Source organism: Polaribacter sp. ALD11, from assembly GCF_002831685.1.
Taxonomy (GTDB): domain Bacteria; phylum Bacteroidota; class Bacteroidia; order Flavobacteriales; family Flavobacteriaceae; genus Polaribacter.
The window spans coordinates 1,931,128-1,947,640 of record NZ_CP025119.1; the positions used below are offsets into that span (position 1 = coordinate 1,931,128).

The window sequence follows — 16,513 nt, forward strand, 5'->3', positions numbered from 1 at the left end:
AAAAAATTAGAAAATGAGACACCTTTTTTTATTCATATTTACAATTACAATAGCTTCTTGTAGCGCACAGCAAGAAATAACTGCTACAAAAAATAAAAGTGGAGACCTAGTTGGTTTTGCGAATAAAGAATCTTTTGATCAAACTCCATATAATTCTTGGTTTCATAGAAATTTTGACACCTACAAACCAGATGCAACAACAATTTCTTCGCTAAAAAGAGAGCTTAAAGGTGTTACAATTAAAGCATTTATGGGTACTTGGTGCGGAGACAGTAAGAGAGAAACTCCACATTTTTATAAAGTTTTAGAATTGGCAGATTTCAACCTTAAAAATGTAGAAATGGTTACTGTAAATCGTTCAAAGAAAACTCCAGATAATTTACAAGAAGGTTTAGATCTTAAAAGAGTACCAACATTTATTTTCTATAAAGGCGGTAAAGAAATTGGTCGTTATGTAGAGTATGCTAGAGAAACACTAGAAAAAGATATGTTAAAAATCGTCTCTGGAAAAGCATACAAACACTCTTACGACAGCAGTAAATAAATGAATTCCAACAACTTAATTATAGCAGTAGATTTTGATGGTACCATTGTAGAAGATGGTTATCCTAAAATTGGTACTACACAAATTTTTGCTTTCGAAACTTTAAGGAAACTTCAAAATGAAGGTTATCGATTAATACTTTGGACCTACAGAAGTGGCTCTAGACTAGATGAAGCTGTTGCTTTTTGTAAAGATAATGGTGTCGAATTTTATGCTGTAAACAAAAGTTTCCCTGAAGAAAAATTTGACCCAAAATACAGTAGGAAAATAAATGCAGATTTATTTATAGACGATCGGAACATTGGTGGTTTTATAGGCTGGACAGAGGTTTACAAACATATTTTTAACTACGAAGCTGTGCCTAAAAAAAAGAAAGGCTTTTTCTCTTTCTTCAAATAAGTATTTCAGCATACTATTTCCTTAAATTATACTAACTTTGCGGTTCAATTTTTTTAACATGATCAAAATTAAGACCAAAGAAGAAATAGAATTGATGCGTGAAAGCGCTTTAATCGTTTCTAAAACACTAGGTATGCTTGCAAAAGAAGTAAAACCTGGAGTTTCCACTTTATATTTAGATAAATTAGCAGAAGATTTTATTAGAGCAGAAGGCGCAATTCCTGGTTTCTTAGGTTTGTACGACTTCCCTAATACGTTATGTATGAGCCCTAATGCTCAAGTAGTACATGGTATTCCGAATAAAGAACCTTTAAAAGAAGGCGATATTATTTCTATAGATTGTGGTGCTAAGAAAAACGGCTTTTACGGCGATCATGCTTACACATTCGCTGTTGGTGAAATTGATATTGAAACAAGAAAATTATTAGACGTAACTAGAGAAAGTTTATACGTTGGTATTCGCGAATTTAAAGCAGGTAATAGAGTTGGAGACGTTGGTTATGCAATTCAGAAATTTACAGAAGATCGTGGTTACGGTGTTGTAAGAGAATTGGTTGGTCATGGTTTGGGTAGAGAAATGCACGAAGACCCTGAAATGCCAAATTACGGTAAAAGAGGTAGAGGAAAGAAATTTGTTGAGGGAATGGTGGTTGCTATAGAACCAATGACAAATCTAGGAACTCACAAAATAAAACAACATGCAGACGGTTGGACAATTACAACGTTAGATAACAAACCTTCTGCACATTTTGAGCATGATATCGCTATATTAAACGGTAAACCAGAATTGCTTTCTACATTTAAATATGTGCATGAGGCTTTAGGAATTGTTACGAATGAAGAAGATGAATTTAGACAATAATTAATAATTCGTGTCTATATTTAAAACCATATTAAACACCATACCAAGACCCTTATTAATTAAGGCAAGCTATTGGGTTAAACCAGCAATTTCTTGGTACTTAAAAGGTGATAATTTTACAGATCCCATAGATGGTAGAAGTTTTAAAAAATTTCTACCTTATGGTTATGGTAATCAAAGAGAAAATGCACTTTCTCCATCTACTTTATCATTAGAAAGACACCGGTTAATGTGGTTGTTTTTAAAAGATGAAACTATTTTTTTTACTTCAACAAAAAAACTAAAAGTTTTACACATTGCACCAGAACAATGTTTCTTAGATATTTTTAGAAAACAGAAAAATCTAGATTATATTACTTCAGATTTAGAATCTCCTATTGCAGATGTAAAAGCAGACATTTGCGATTTACCTTTTAAAGAAAACGAATTTGATGTAGTTTTTTGTAATCATGTTTTAGAACATATTACAGATGACACAAAGGCAATGCTAGAATTATATAGAGTTTTAAAACCTGGCGGATTTGGTATCTTTCAAATTCCGCAAGACTTGTCTAGAGAAAAAACTTTTGAAGATGACACTATTGTAGACAGAAAAGAACGCGCTAAAATATTCGGGCAATACGACCATGTTAGAGTTTATGGACGAGATTATTTTGATAAGCTACGTGCTATCGGATTTAAAGTTGATGAAGTTGATTATACACAAAAAATTACTTCAGAAAAACGAGAACGATTTTGTTTAATGCAAAATGAAATTCTTCCTGTTTGCTATAAATTATAGCGTGTTAGTGTAAGCTTTTTTACGATGGTTTTACAGTAAGTTACAAAACATAATTACCGCCCAAGAAAACCTGTTAGGAACTTCCGAAAGTGAGCAAAAACCAACAATAAAACTTATACGGTCTTGTGGTTAGTTATTTTTCTATTGTAATAAATTCCAATTCCGATTATAGCTATAATTTCTGCAATAATTGACAAATAAGAACCTTCAAACCCAAAATTTCCACCATTAATTAAATTTATTTCTTTTATTTTAAATTCAATAATAGAATAAGTGTCTTGACCACTTACATTAAAACCAAGAAGTGTTTGAAATAAATTCCAGCTTAAATGCATAGCAATTGGAAACCATAAGTTTTTAGTGTGTATATATGATAAACCGAGGACTATTCCAGCTAAAAATAAATTAAATAGCGAAAATAAGTCAACATTCGGGTTAAAGCTGTGCATTAAAGAAAATAAAATAGAAGAAACAATCAGGGCAATATATTTATTAAATGAACTCATTAGAGTTCTTAAAATATAACCACGTAAAAGTGTTTCCTCTACAATTGCGACAATTGTAAAAAGTATTATTGACATTATCAATTCTCTAAAGTTAAAATTTACCTTTAAAAAAAATATTTCTTTAGAATAAATTAAGAATAAATACCCTGTTACCATTATTATAAGGCCAAGTATAATTCCGAAAATAAATTCTTTAAATCTATTTTCAGTTTGAAACCCAAGTTTAATAAAGTCCTTTTTTTCTACAAACTTCATAAAAAGCCATATTACAAAAAAAGTACCAACTAAATCAAAACAACTAATTATTAATTGTTGAATTGAAGTCTCTTTAAATTTTAAATCTGTAAAATCAACTCCAGCAATTAAACCTCCAACATATTGAAATATTCCAACAATAATGAAATATGAAATTATGAATAAAAATATTCTACCAATAGTATTCATTTTATTAATTAACCAGAACATCTATTTATTGAAATTTTCTTAAAAAGTCGGGCATCTTTTCTAACATATCATTCCCTTTTACAATAACACCATCTTTAGATATTTGATAAACACCTTCTTCTAATTTAATAACTTTAGAATTTCCAGCATATTTTGCCATTTTATCCTTTGCTTCAGAAACTTTTGTTCCGTTTTGATTTATCCACGAAATGGTATTTCCTTTGATAGTTTGTGCCTTATTTTCATGAAAAGCTCCTATATAATCATAACTTGAACTTGAAAACAACAGTGTACCATCAATAGAACATAAAAAGGCATATACTTTATAGTCACTTTCAATATATAGAGGATGAATCCCTCCTCCTAAGTGACCTCCAAGGACATACCATTCTTTTTCTATTTTCACTTCTAAATCTTTGTTATATTTCCTAATAATATCGTTCTTTTTTAAATCTTTAAGAACTTCTTCCTTATTAGAAACTTTTACAATTTTATTTTGATTTAAATCATAAACCATCGGTTCGTACGAATTATTAGGATATGTCACCAATCTGCCATTTGATCTTGGTAACAATATCTTTCCGTAATTTGTAGAAAGTGAATTAAAATCTGATGGATTTGGCAATAAAGCACCAACCCCTTTATTTGTATTGAAATAATAAACTTTTGTAGGCTCCTTTTCTTTATTTTTCAGCAAAATATACCCCGCATAACTTAAAGCACTAGCATATTCATTTGCCCCTATAATAATTTCTGCTTTATCATTTATAATGCCAAATTTGCTGTTTTTACGGTACAAAGCATAATTATTAGCATTAAACTGATAAATACTATCAACTTGTACAGAAAACTCCTTAGATGTATTCTTCCAAATAATTTTTAAAGAATCTATTCTTCTTAACTCTTTCGCTTTTTTAATTTTTTCTTGTTCTAATCTTTTTTCTTCCGCTAATTGAAGTTCTAGTTCTTCGTTTATTGTTACAAACAACTCTAACTGCTGTAAATAATCTTCAGAGTTTTTATTTTTTGCTATTAGAAAATATTGTTTAGAATACTTTTGAGCTTCTTTGTAGTTTTTTAATTCAAAATAGATTTTAGCCCCTAAATTAGCTACATTGGGTTTCGTGATAGTGTCTGTATATTTCATTGCTTTTTCGAAAAGCACTAAAGCTTGTTTAAAATCAATGCTCTCTTCAATAACCGTATTTGCTCTATTTATATAAACATTTGCAATTTCAGAGTTATTTTGAGCAAATGAAATAGAAAAGAATGCAGTACAAAAAAGTGTTAAAAATATTTTTCTCATAATATTATAGTGTATTGTAGCCTTTTAAAGACATGCAATATAACAAAAAAACATTCACTTAAAATGCACTAACACTACCTACCTGTAGGTATAATTGGTATATTCTTCTAGGTTCCCCTCGGTATTGGTGTACAGTAAAATAACTCCTAATTCTGTTTTTTTTGTAAGAAAGTATTTTGTTTTTTCTAAACCCATCGCCATAAAAGCAGTTGCATACGCATCTACATCTGCACAATCTAAACCTGCAATAACAGAAACACTTAAAAGGTTACTTTCGGTAGCATAACCTGTTATAGGATTCACAATATGTACATATTTTTTACCAGAATCTGTTATTCTAAATTTTCTATAATTACCAGATGTTGCCATAGATTTATTTGATAAATTTAGAGTTTTAAAGCCTGAGTTAGATTCAGATTCTATAGGATCAACCAATTTTATAGACCAAGGTTCTTTATTCTTTTTAAAACCACTTGTTCTAATTTCTCCACCAATTTCAACCAAATAATTATTTATTTTTTTGCTTTCTAAAAAACGAGCAACAACATCAATTCCGAAGCCTTTTGCAATTGAGTTAAAGTCTAAATAAACCTCTGAATTTTCTTTTACAATCTTATTATTTATAAGCTGAACCTTATCTAAGCCAACAAATTGCATTTGACTATTTACTTGTTCTTTTGTTAAGTTTATTTTTGTTTTTTTTGGACCAAAACCCCAAGCATTTACCAAATTACCCACAGTAGGGTCAAAAAAACCATCCGTTTCAATAAAAATTCTTTTTGCTTTTTTAAAAACTTCAATAAAGAAATCATCTACGATTACATTAGTTTCGCCTTTGTTTATTCTAGAAATATCTGAAGTTGGTATATACGTTGATAATGATGAATTCATTTTTAAAAACAAACTATCGATACTTATATGATAGTTAGTGTTTGCATTCAAATAAGTAATTTTATAAGTTGTGCCAAAAACAGCTCCTTCTATAGTGTAATCTTTAAAAACCTCTTCCCTTTTACAGGTTGAAAAAAGAAGGAATATCGAGCAGACGAAAAAAAAATGATAGTGTTTCATTGAGAATTGTTAAGAGAAACAAAAATAGTGTATAATTTTTTCACAATTTATTGTTAATCGTTCTTTTTGTTCATTCATTTTGTTAAATTTGTCTTTACAAATAAATCTTAAGCACAAAATAATGAAAAAAATATCTTTAATCTTATTATCTGCAATTGCACTAAGTTCTTGTGTTTCAAAAAAAGAATTTGCAGCGTTGCAAACAGAAAAAATAAAAACGGAAGAGGAGTTACTAGCTGTAAAAACAAATTTACAGAAATGTTTAATTGAAAGGGAAAAAGAAGACGGACAGATTTTTGCGTTAACAGAACAAGTAAAGTACTTAAAAGAAGATAAAAAAACTGCTTTAAAACAAGTTGAAAACTTAACGGTTTTAACACAATCTTCTTCAGACAATATTAAAACTGTTATTGCTCAGTTAAGTGAAAAAGACAAATATATTAATGGTGTTAGAAAAGCAATGACTCAAAAAGATTCATTAAATCTTGCCATAAAATATCATTTAACAAGAAACCTAACAGACGGTATTCAAGATAAAGATATTGAAGTTAATGTTGAAAAAACAGTTGTTTTTATCTCTATTTCTGATAAATTATTATTTAAAAGCGGAAGCTACAATGCAACAGACGGTGCGTATACTGTTTTAGAGAAAATTGCGAAGGTTATAAATGACCAGCCACAAATGGAAGTGATGATTGAAGGTCATACAGATTCTACACCAATTAGCAGAAAAATAATTCAAGATAACTGGGATTTATCTGCCTTAAGAGCAACTTCTATTACAAGAATTTTACAATACAAGTTTGGTGTAAAACCAAGTCGTTTAATCGCTGCAGCTAGAAGTCAATATGTACCTTTAGTAGAAAATGATTCTCCTGCAAATAAAGCAAAAAACAGAAGAACAAAAATTATCATCATGCCTAAATTAAATCAGTTTTTTGATTTATTAGAACAAGATGCTAAATAAATTTAAATTTCTTTTGAAAATAAAAAACCACTCTTTTTTGAGTGGTTTTTTACATTTATAACAAGTATTTTTACAGGAGCATACTTAAATAACAAATAAACATGAAAGACTTAAAGAATAAAAAAGCAATAATAACCGGAGGAGGAAGAGGTTTAGGAAAAGCAACTGCAATTGCATTTGCTAAAGAAGGAATAGACGTTGCTATAACAGGTAGAAATGAGACTGTTTTAAAAGAAACAGTTACCGAACTAAAAAAAATTGGCGTAAATGCTATGTACGCTGTATTTGACGTTGGTAATTATGATGAGGTAAAGGCGAGTATAAAAAATATTATTAATGAGTTTGGTACTATTGATATTCTAGTAAACAATGCAGGAATTGCTGCTTTTGGTTCTTTTAATGAAATGAAAGTAAATAAATGGGAGCAAATTATTCAAACCAATGTAATGGGAATGTATTATGTTACCAAAGAAGTTTTACCTCATTTAATCGAAAATAATGTTGGTGATATTATTAACGTAGCATCTACAGCAGGCTTAAACGGAAATGCAAACACCTCTGCTTATTCTGCATCAAAATTTGCTGTTATTGGTATGTCAGAATCTTTAATGAAAGAGGTTCGAAAAAATAATATTAGAGTTTGTACGCTAACACCAAGTACTATTGCTTCTGATATGTCTATAGAATTAGGTATTGCAAATAAAGATTCTGAAGACAGTGTTTTACAACCAGAAGATTTTGCAGAATTAATAGTTGCTGGTTTAAAATTACCAAGAAGAGCCATGCTTAAAAGTGCTGCTTTATGGTCTACGAATCCATAATTAACTTCATTAAGAAATAAAAAAGGAGTATCGTTTTAAAAACGATACTCCTTTTTTTATAGCTAAAAACAGCTTAAAACTACTCTAAAATCTTAATAAAATCATCAAAAGCAACATAGTAAGGTTGGTCTTTAAAAACCGGATTCTCTACACTTTCTGCGTTTGCAATACCTACACCAGCAAACCAAACTTTTGCATTTTGTTTTTTAGCGTGGTCTTTAAAAGTTTCCATCCATAAAACATCATACTCATTAGGGTTTTGCATATTGCTAGATACCTTCACCAATACGAAAATAGTTTGTTCTCCTTTTTTAAACAGCACAAATTGAGGATGTCTTTTTAACGTGCTGTTAATTGCCTGAAATTCATAGCCCATTTTTTCGAGCTTCTCCCCTACAGTATTCATCGCCAAATTGTGCAATTCTTGCGCCGTTAAAACTTGCATTATTTTTTCTTTTTCTTGTTATGTTTGTTGTAATTTTTATCTCCTTTTGTTTTTGGCTTCTTATATTTTATAGCAATTTCTCTTCTATATGAACCACCTCTATTTACTTGGCTATTCTTTTCACTTTTCTCATGAAATGCTGGCCCAGGAACATATTCTAAAGAAGTTCTGTTTTTCGAAATCCCTTGATCTTCTCTTGGGCGTTCGTCTTCTGTTAACATTGTAGAAATTTCTAATTCTTCTGGAAGCTCTAAAACCGGAACTTCATAATTCATCAATGTTTCAATTCCTGCTTTTGCTTCTTGTTCTTTTGGTGTTGAAAATAGAATTGTTTTTCCTGCCTTTTCTGCACGTCCTGTTCTACCAATTCTGTGCATATAGTTTTCAGGAAAATCTGGCGTATCAAAGTTAATTACATGAGAAACTTTATCAAAATCTAAACCACGTGCCATTACATCTGTAGCTAACAAAATTCGGTTTTTTCCTTCATCGAACTGTTTTATAGATCTTATTCTGTAATTCTGAGTTTTATTCGAGTGAATTACACACATCTCATCATTAAAAACTTCTTCTAAATGCTTAAATAATAAATCTGCAGTTCTTTTAAAACCAACAAATATTAGCACTTTACTAAACTCTTCTTTATCTCTTAAAAGATGATGCAACAAGTTCACTTTCGTAAAAAAGTTAGGTATATTATAAGAAACTTGCTCTATATTGTCTAGCGGAGTTCCACTAACTGCAACAGATATTTTCTCTGGATTTTTAAAGAAATCATAAATTAAGGCATCTACATCTTCTGTCATGGTTGCAGAAAATAAGACGTTTTGTCTTTTTTCAGGAATCACGTCAAAGATATTCATCAATTGAAATCTAAAACCTAAATCTAACATTACATCTACTTCGTCAATTACCAATTTCTGAATAGACTTCAATTTTAAAGAATTACTGATTGCCAAATCATATAACCTACCTGGTGTTGCTACAATAATATCTTGTCCTTGCATTATAGCTTGCCTTTGAGTGTTAATGTTTGCACCACCATAAACTCCTAAAACACGTGTATTAATATACTTAGATAATTGTTCTATTTGATCTACAACCTGTAAAACCAATTCTCTTGTTGGCACCAATATTAAAACTCTTGGATGTTGTTGCTTAGAGAATGGCAAGTCTCTAAGAATTGGCAACATATATGCAAAAGTCTTACCTGTACCAGTCTGCGCAATTCCCACAACATCTTTACCAGATCTTACAACAGAAAATGCTTGTTCTTGAATTGGCGTTGGTGTATCGAAACCCAAATCGTCAATTGCATATTGTAATTGATTTGATAAATCTAAATCTTCAAAAGTCATCTTATAAAATTTTGTGCAAAGGTACGTTTTATAAAATGTTATACAACAAGTCTTCAACGTTGGATTAATTTGTAATTTTGCAGAAATTTATCACAAACAATAATGATTACAGATACACACACACATTTATATTCTAGCCAGTTTAACGAAGATCAGAAAGAGATGATACAACGCGCTAAAGATGCGGGTGTTTCTCGGTTTTTTATTCCTGCAATAGATTCTACGTACACAGAAAGTATGTTGCAACTAGAAGAAAATTTTCCTTTAGATGTGTATTTAATGATGGGCTTACACCCTACTTCTGTAAAAGAAAATTATTTAGAAGAATTGGCACATGTAAAAGAATGGATCGATAAAAAGGATTTTTACGCAATTGGTGAAATTGGTATAGATCTATTTTGGGACAAATCTTTTTTATCCCAACAGCAAGAAGCATTTAGAACTCAAATTAAATGGGCTAAAGAGAAAAAATTGCCAATAGTAATTCATTGTAGAGATGCTTTTGATGAAATTTTTGAAATTTTAGAAGCAGAAAAAGGAGCTGATTTAAGAGGGATTTTTCACTGTTTCACAGGAACTAAAGAGCAAGCATTGCAAGCTATTTCTTACAACATGAAGTTAGGTATTGGTGGCGTTGCAACTTTTAAAAATGGTAAGATTGATAAATTTCTGAATGAAATAGACATTCAGCACATTGTTTTAGAAACAGATGCACCTTATTTGGCGCCAACTCCTTACAGAGGAAAAAGAAATGAAAGTGCTTACATTACTAATGTTGTTGATAAATTGGTAGATATATACGGACTTTCATTTAAAGAAATAGCTGAAATTACGACACAGAATTCTAAGGATGTTTTTGGCGTATAATGTTAGAAACAGCAACTACATATTACAAAACACCCATAGGAATCGCAAAAATTGTTGGTGATAAAAACGGAATTCAGTCTGTGTCTGTTTTAGATGAAAATTCAATTTCAGAAGAATTACTGAATACTAAAACTCCTGACTGTTTGCTAGCTTGTGTTATTCAATTAGAAGAATATTTTAAAGGGAAAAGAGCTAGTTTCAATTTAACAGTAAATCCGAAAGGAACTACTTTTCAAAAGAAAGTGTGGAAAGCTTTATTAGAAATTCCTTACGGAAAAACGAAAAGCTATTTAGAGCAAAGTAAGTTTTTAGGCGATGTAAAAGCCATAAGAGCCGTTGCTTCTGCAAATGGCAAAAATCCGTTATGGATCGTTGTTCCCTGCCACAGAGTTATTGGTTCAGATGGTTCTCTAACGGGTTACGCTGGCGGAATTTGGCGTAAAAAATGGTTATTAGCACATGAAAATCCTGTAAAACAGCAATCGCTTTTTTAAATTCCATTTTCAGATATTAAAAATACTATTTTTACGTTTAGAACGTATAGTTGTAAATGTTTAAAAAAAATCTCTTTTTTTTATTTTTGATTATTGGATTTTCAATCCAATCTCAAATAGTATCTACAGATTTTAGATCCACCAAATTTCTAATTCAAAAAGACACTATAAAGTTTGATTCTGTCGCGATAAATCCGCAGCGCTTTAAAGTTTTAAACGAGACACTAAAACCGATAGCCATTTCTAACTATTTTATAGATTATAATAATGCAACGCTTATTATAAATGCAAAAGTATATCAAGAGATTACTATAGAATATTTTCGCTTTCCAGACTTTATTACCAAAGTATATACACCTTTTGATGAAAGTCTAATTGTACCAAATGGCACAAACACCGGTAAATTATACAGTTTAACGACCAATAAAAAAGCTTCGGAAGTTAAATTATTTGAAGGTTTACAAACAAAAGGATTTATTTCTAGAGGAATTACTTCTGGTAATAACCAGAATGCGGTTACCAATGCTGCTTTAGATTTAGAAATTTCTGGTAAATTATCTAACAAAGTAACGTTAAGAGCAAATATTTGGGATACAAACATTCCTATTCAAGAAAACGGATATTCGCAAAACATTACAGATTTCGATCGAATTTTTATTGAAATGTTTACAGATGATTGGCGTGTAAAAGCAGGAGATTTATCCTTAGAAAACAAAGAAAGTTACTTTGCTCCTTTTACAAAACAAGTTTCTGGGTTAGAGGTCGCAGCAAATATAACAGACAACTTAAAGTTGAGTGCTTCTGGCGCAATTGTGCGTGGTAAGTTTAATACGTTTACAATTGTTGGTCGTGAAGGAAACCAAGGCCCTTATAAAATTGTTGGCGCAAATAATGAACCTAATATTATAATAATTGGTGGAAGTGAACAGGTTTATATTAACGGAATTCAACTTAAAAAAGGAGAGAATAATGAGTATACAGTAGATTATAATTTAGGCGAAATTACTTTTAACACCACCTATCCTATTACAAATGACATGAGAATCACCATTGATTTTCAATATTCCGATAGAAATTACACCCGCTTTGTTACCTATGAATCTGTGAGTTACAAGACAGAAAAATTAAATATTAATGGCTTTTTCTACAGTGAAAATGATGCTAAAAATCAACCTTTACAACAAGCATTAACAGACGAACAAAAACAAATTTTAGCAGATGCAGGAAATAATACCGATTTAATGTTTGCAGAAAGCGCTTTTATAGATGCTTTTGACGAAAACAAAATCTTGTATAGAAAAATTACAAATGGTGCCGTAGAAAATTTTGAATATGCAACCAATAAAAATGACGAATTGTACTTTGTAACATTTAGAAATGTTGGTGCAAATAATGGAGACTATGCTATAGACAGAAGTACAGCAATTGGTACAATTTATAATTATGTTGGTGTAAATCTAGGAAATTACGCACCAATAACACGTTTAATTCCGCCAACAAAATCGCAAATTTTCGTATTAAAATCTGATTATAATGCTACTATAAAGACAAAAATAACATCAGAAATAGCAATTAGTAATAACGATGCCAATTTATTTTCAGCAATTGATAACAATCAAAATACAGGTCTTGCAGCAAAAATTGGTTGGCAACAAGTTCTAATTGATAAAAAGTGGAAATTAACAAGTGTTCTAAATCATGAATATGCACATCAAAATTTTAAAACCTTACAAAGATGGGAATCTATAGAGTTTAATAGAGATTGGAATTTACTAACAAATAATGCTACAAAAAACTATTTTCAATCAGAATTGAATCTTCAAAACAAGAAGAACGATTTTTTATTATACCGATACAATCACTTAAGTTATCTAGATATCTATACTGGAAATAAGCATGAACTTCAATCTAAAATAAAACTGAACAACACCACTTTTTTTATAGATGGAAGCTTCTTAACAAATACCTCAACTATAGAAGACAATACGTTTTTAAGAGCAAAAGCAACTGCAGAACATTCTTTTAACAAAAGTTGGTTAGGTGCTTTTACTAATTTAGAAACCAATAGCAGAAAAAATAGTAGTTCTAATAATTATATCAATACAAGTCACAGATTTAAGGAATTTGAAACTTATTTGGGTATTGGCGATACTGCAAAAGTATTTGCAAAATTCGGATTTAATTATAGAAATAATGATAGTATAAAGTCTAATGAATTTACAGAGGTTAATAATAGGAAATCGTTTTATATTAATAGTAAATTAATTCAAAATAAGAACACAAATTTACGTGTGTTTGCAAACTACAGAATTACTGAAAACAATTTCTCTGAAGATGAAAAATCTTTAAATTCAAGATTTATTTTCAATCAAAAATTATTTAATAACTTTGTAAATCTAAGTACAATGTATGAAACTTCTTCTGGTAATGTGGCTAGACAAGAGTATTTATACATAAAAACAGAGCCAGGTTTAGGGTATTATACTTGGATTGATTATAATAGTGATGGCATTCAAGATTTTGATGAATTTGAAATTGCAGAATTTCAAGATCAAGCAAATTATTTACGCGTTCCAAAGCCAAATCTACGTTTTTTAGCAACACAAAGAGCAACGTTTAGACAAGGCATTAATCTTAATTTTATTCAATGGAAAGTAAAAAAAGGTTTCAAAAAAACACTTTCTCATTTTAATAACGAAAGTTTTTTAAGCATCGAAAATGAACAATCTAGAGCTGAAAATTCATTCAACTTCAATCCGTTTAATTTTGATAAAAACAAACTCATTGGTTTAAATTTTAGTTTAAGAAACAGTTTATACTTCAATAAAAACCTTCAGAACTATAGTACTACATACACTTTTGGAAAACTAAAAAACAAGCAACAATACTTTATAGGAACCCAAGAAAATAATACAAAAACACATCAAATTGATTTTGCACATAAATTTGCCACTTTCTGGTTACTTGATTTGATGGGGAAATTTTCTAAAAATGATTTGCAAACAGAAAACTTCGATAATCGGAATTATAGTATTAAAGGAAAGGAAGTTCAGCCAAAAATTAGTTTTTTATACAACCCAAACAACAAACTAACTGCTTTTTATCACTACAAAAAGAAAGTAAATAGTTTAGAAGAATTTGAAGAACTGAATCAACAAAAATTTGGATTAGAATATTTCTACCTGGGAAGTAAAAAGAACCAAGTAACGGCAAACATAAATGTGTTTTTAAATGATTTTAAAGGCAATACAAACACACCTGTTGCCTATCAAATGTTAGAAGGTTTACAAGCAGGAAAAAATCACACTTGGAATCTTTTATTCAATAGAAAACTAAATTCCTTTTTAAATTTGAATCTAAATTATTCAGGAAGAAAAAGCGAGAACTCTAAAACAATTCATACAGGAAGCGTTCAATTGCGTGCTGTTTTTTAACAAAAAGAAAGCTAATTTTTAATATATTTGTCTTAAATAAAAATGAAAAAAAGTATCTTAAACTTGTTGCTAATAGCAACAAGTTTACAATTTACTCCTCAAGAAAGGAAGCAAACACATCCTAAAAATATGAAGTTAAAATTAATACCTTAGGTTTGTTAGCTTTTGAATGGTTAGATGTTTCTTGTGAGTATTTAATTAATGAAGAATCAACTTTTGGCCCTGGAGCCTTAATAGGTTCTAATAACTTAAAAAATTATGGAAAATTTTCATTAATCCCCTATTATAGAAGATTTTTTTCTAATAAATTTGCAAAAGGTTTTTTATTAAAGGGTTCATGATGTTACATACATGCGAACACAACAATTATTTTTTTTAATAAAAGTAATAATTCTAATACTTTATAAATTAAAACAGAGTTCTCAGTGAGGGTAAACTTATTCCTAAAAGACAGCTTTACAACTGAATTTATTTAGGTTTAGGGAAAGATAGTAATTCTTTAGAAGCTGTTGATAGAGGAGGTATTTCTTTAGGATATAGATTCTAAAATAAATACTTAAAATGTAGTATGTTTAAATCATGCTTTAAAAAGTTAATTAAAAATATAAACTATGAAAAAAATTATTTTAATTTTTACAATTTTAGTTAGTTCTTTTGGGTTTTCTCAACAAGAATTAAAATTAGATCTAGCAGATGCATTGGTTATAAGAAGTTTAGAGTTTTCTTATGAAAATTATATTAGTGTAGAAAATTCTTTCGGTATTTCTGCTTTATTCAATTTAGCAAAACAAGAAGCTAATTTTAGATATAATGAGAATATGATGATAACACCTTATTTTCGTCATTACTTTACTTCAGATGCACAATGGAACTTCTTTGGTGAAGGTTTTTTAGGTATAAATTCTGGTAAAATAGAGTCTGAAGAAGATTCTGGTAATTATAATTTAAAATATACAGACGCAGCCTTAGGTGTTGCTATAGGAACAAAATATTCTTCTGAAGGTGGTTTGGTTATTGATATTTATGGTGGTTTAGGTAGAAATCTTTTTGGTACAGATTCTCCAATACTAGTGCCAAGAGTTGGTGTAAATGTTGGTTGGAGATTTTAAGCTTTCAACTTCTTTATAAAACTAAAAAAGCCAGCGTAAGCTGGCTTTTTTCTGTGTAAAATAGATTATTATGCAACTACTTCTTCTTTTCTAATAGGAAGATTCTGTATTAAATCTATGTATAAGTTTATTTGTTTTTTTAATTCTTTACGCTCATAAATAGCGTCTAAGAAACCGTGTTCTAAAACAAATTCAGATTTCTGAAAACCTTCTGGTAAATCTTTACCTGTTGTATCTCTTACAACTCTTGGTCCTGCAAAAGCTATTAATGCGTTTGGCTCTGCGATATTAATATCACCTAACATTGCATAAGAAGCTGTTGTACCACCAGTTGTTGGATCTGTACATAAAGAAATATAAGGTATTTTAGCACCTGCTAATTGAGCCAGTTTAGATGATGTTTTTACTAATTGCATTAAAGAAAGTGATGCTTCCATCATTCTTGCACCACCAGATTTAGATACCATTAGAAACGGAATCTTATTTTTTATTGAATAATCGATTGCTCTTGCAATTTTCTCTCCAACTACAGAACCCATAGAACCTCCAATAAAAGCAAAATCCATTGCAGCAATTACAATGTCTTTCCCTAAAGACTTTCCTACTGCAGTTCTAACAGCATCATTCAATTTTGTTTTTTCCTGTGCAGCCTTTAATCTGTCTGGATATTTTTTAGTGTCCTCGAATTTTAAAGGATCTTTAGAGGTAAGACTTTCATTTAATTCTTTAAATTTATTATCATCAAAAAATAACTCGAAATATTCTTTACTTCCTATTCTTACATGATAACCATCTTCTGGACTTACATATAGGTTTCTCTTTAATTCTTCTGTATCTATAACTTTTCCACTAGGAGTCTTGTACCACAAGCCTTTAGGAGTGTCTTTTTTATCTTCCGTAGAAGTTTGAATTCCTTTATCTGTTCTTTTAAACCAAGCCATGTTATGCGTTTGTTTTAATTTAATACTTCTAAAATAAAAACTATTTAGAAATAAAATATGAATTACAAATGTAAAAGATTTTTTCTAATTCTACTTTCTTCTTCAAATGATTATTCACTTGAAAAAAATATTTTTTTAAACAAAAAAAAGCATCTTGAAAAATT

Annotated in this window: 16 protein-coding genes; 10 read left to right on the forward strand and 6 right to left on the reverse strand. The window is 29.7% G+C overall.

The genetic code is table 11. The annotated features are described in order from the left end of the window. Positions 1 to 13: 13 nt before the first annotated feature. From CW731_RS08615 to CW731_RS08630, 4 genes are read left to right on the forward strand one after another with little or no spacing between them, the layout of a single operon-like run. Entirely contained in the window at positions 14 to 544 is a 531-nt protein-coding gene (locus tag CW731_RS08615; protein WP_100946336.1) for a thioredoxin family protein, read from the forward strand. Then, on the forward strand, positions 545 to 943 hold the full coding sequence (locus CW731_RS08620; RefSeq protein ID WP_100946337.1) for a BT0820 family HAD-type phosphatase: 399 nt from the start codon (positions 545 to 547) through the stop codon (positions 941 to 943). 58 nt (positions 944 to 1,001) lie between these two features. Then, the gene (gene map, locus CW731_RS08625) at positions 1,002 to 1,805 is read left to right on the forward strand and encodes a type I methionyl aminopeptidase (protein ID WP_100946338.1); all 804 of its coding nucleotides are present in this window, start codon (positions 1,002 to 1,004) and stop codon (positions 1,803 to 1,805) included. Between the two features lie 10 nt (positions 1,806 to 1,815). Beyond that, positions 1,816 to 2,586: a class I SAM-dependent methyltransferase gene (locus tag CW731_RS08630; RefSeq protein ID WP_100946339.1), complete on the forward strand. Its 771-nt coding sequence runs from the start codon at positions 1,816 to 1,818 to the stop codon at positions 2,584 to 2,586. A 113-nt stretch (positions 2,587 to 2,699) separates the two neighbouring features. Here the strand turns inward: CW731_RS08630 and CW731_RS08635 are convergent, their stop codons facing one another. The 3 genes from CW731_RS08635 to CW731_RS08645 form a co-directional block, all read right to left on the reverse strand. Then, the gene (locus CW731_RS08635; protein WP_232734652.1) at positions 2,700 to 3,536 is read right to left on the reverse strand and encodes a CPBP family intramembrane glutamic endopeptidase; all 837 of its coding nucleotides are present in this window, start codon (positions 3,534 to 3,536) and stop codon (positions 2,700 to 2,702) included. 25 nt (positions 3,537 to 3,561) lie between these two features. After that, on the reverse strand, positions 3,562 to 4,842 hold the full coding sequence (locus CW731_RS08640) for a hypothetical protein (protein ID WP_100946341.1): 1,281 nt from the start codon (positions 4,840 to 4,842) through the stop codon (positions 3,562 to 3,564). Between the two features lie 78 nt (positions 4,843 to 4,920). Further along, a complete protein-coding gene (locus CW731_RS08645; RefSeq protein WP_100946342.1) occupies positions 4,921 to 5,913 on the reverse strand; it encodes an FAD:protein FMN transferase in 993 nt (330 codons plus the stop codon). A 121-nt stretch (positions 5,914 to 6,034) separates the two neighbouring features. Here CW731_RS08645 and CW731_RS08650 point away from each other — a divergent pair, with 121 nt between their 5' ends. Together CW731_RS08650 and CW731_RS08655 are read left to right on the forward strand one after the other, a co-directional pair. After that, positions 6,035 to 6,880 (forward strand): OmpA family protein, encoded by an 846-nt coding sequence (locus CW731_RS08650; RefSeq protein ID WP_100946343.1) that lies wholly within the window; start codon positions 6,035 to 6,037, stop codon positions 6,878 to 6,880. Positions 6,881 to 6,981: 101 nt separating this feature from the next. After that, positions 6,982 to 7,701 carry a 3-ketoacyl-ACP reductase gene (locus CW731_RS08655; protein WP_100946344.1) on the forward strand — a complete coding sequence of 240 codons (720 nt, stop codon included), beginning with the start codon at positions 6,982 to 6,984 and terminating at the stop codon, positions 7,699 to 7,701. A 79-nt stretch (positions 7,702 to 7,780) separates the two neighbouring features. Here CW731_RS08655 and CW731_RS08660 read toward each other — a convergent pair whose 3' ends face one another. Beyond that, positions 7,781 to 8,146, reverse strand: coding sequence for a Na(+)-translocating NADH-quinone reductase subunit F (locus CW731_RS08660; RefSeq protein ID WP_100946345.1), 366 nt, complete (start codon positions 8,144 to 8,146; stop codon positions 7,781 to 7,783). Then, positions 8,146 to 9,504: a DEAD/DEAH box helicase gene (locus CW731_RS08665; protein WP_100946346.1), complete on the reverse strand. Its 1,359-nt coding sequence runs from the start codon at positions 9,502 to 9,504 to the stop codon at positions 8,146 to 8,148. The genes CW731_RS08660 and CW731_RS08665 overlap by 1 nt, the downstream gene beginning before the upstream one ends. A 102-nt stretch (positions 9,505 to 9,606) precedes the next feature. Between CW731_RS08665 and CW731_RS08670 the strand changes: the two genes are divergently transcribed. From CW731_RS08670 to CW731_RS08695, 4 genes are all read left to right on the forward strand, one after another. After that, a complete protein-coding gene (locus tag CW731_RS08670; RefSeq protein WP_100946347.1) occupies positions 9,607 to 10,371 on the forward strand; it encodes a TatD family hydrolase in 765 nt (254 codons plus the stop codon). Then, positions 10,371 to 10,865 carry a methylated-DNA--[protein]-cysteine S-methyltransferase gene (locus CW731_RS08675; RefSeq protein ID WP_100946348.1) on the forward strand — a complete coding sequence of 165 codons (495 nt, stop codon included), beginning with the start codon at positions 10,371 to 10,373 and terminating at the stop codon, positions 10,863 to 10,865. Before CW731_RS08670 ends, CW731_RS08675 begins: the two co-directional genes overlap by 1 nt. Positions 10,866 to 10,921: 56 nt before the next feature. Continuing rightward, positions 10,922 to 14,299, forward strand: a complete 3,378-nt coding sequence (locus tag CW731_RS15585) for a hypothetical protein (protein WP_157812213.1) — start codon at positions 10,922 to 10,924, stop codon at positions 14,297 to 14,299. Positions 14,300 to 14,910: 611 nt separating this feature from the next. Beyond that, on the forward strand, positions 14,911 to 15,408 hold the full coding sequence (locus CW731_RS08695) for a hypothetical protein (RefSeq protein ID WP_100946351.1): 498 nt from the start codon (positions 14,911 to 14,913) through the stop codon (positions 15,406 to 15,408). A 68-nt stretch (positions 15,409 to 15,476) separates the two neighbouring features. On the opposite strand, the gene accD is transcribed toward CW731_RS08695, so the two are convergent. Next, positions 15,477 to 16,349 carry an acetyl-CoA carboxylase, carboxyltransferase subunit beta gene (gene accD, locus CW731_RS08700; RefSeq protein WP_100946352.1) on the reverse strand — a complete coding sequence of 291 codons (873 nt, stop codon included), beginning with the start codon at positions 16,347 to 16,349 and terminating at the stop codon, positions 15,477 to 15,479. Positions 16,350 to 16,513 lie beyond the last annotated feature (164 nt).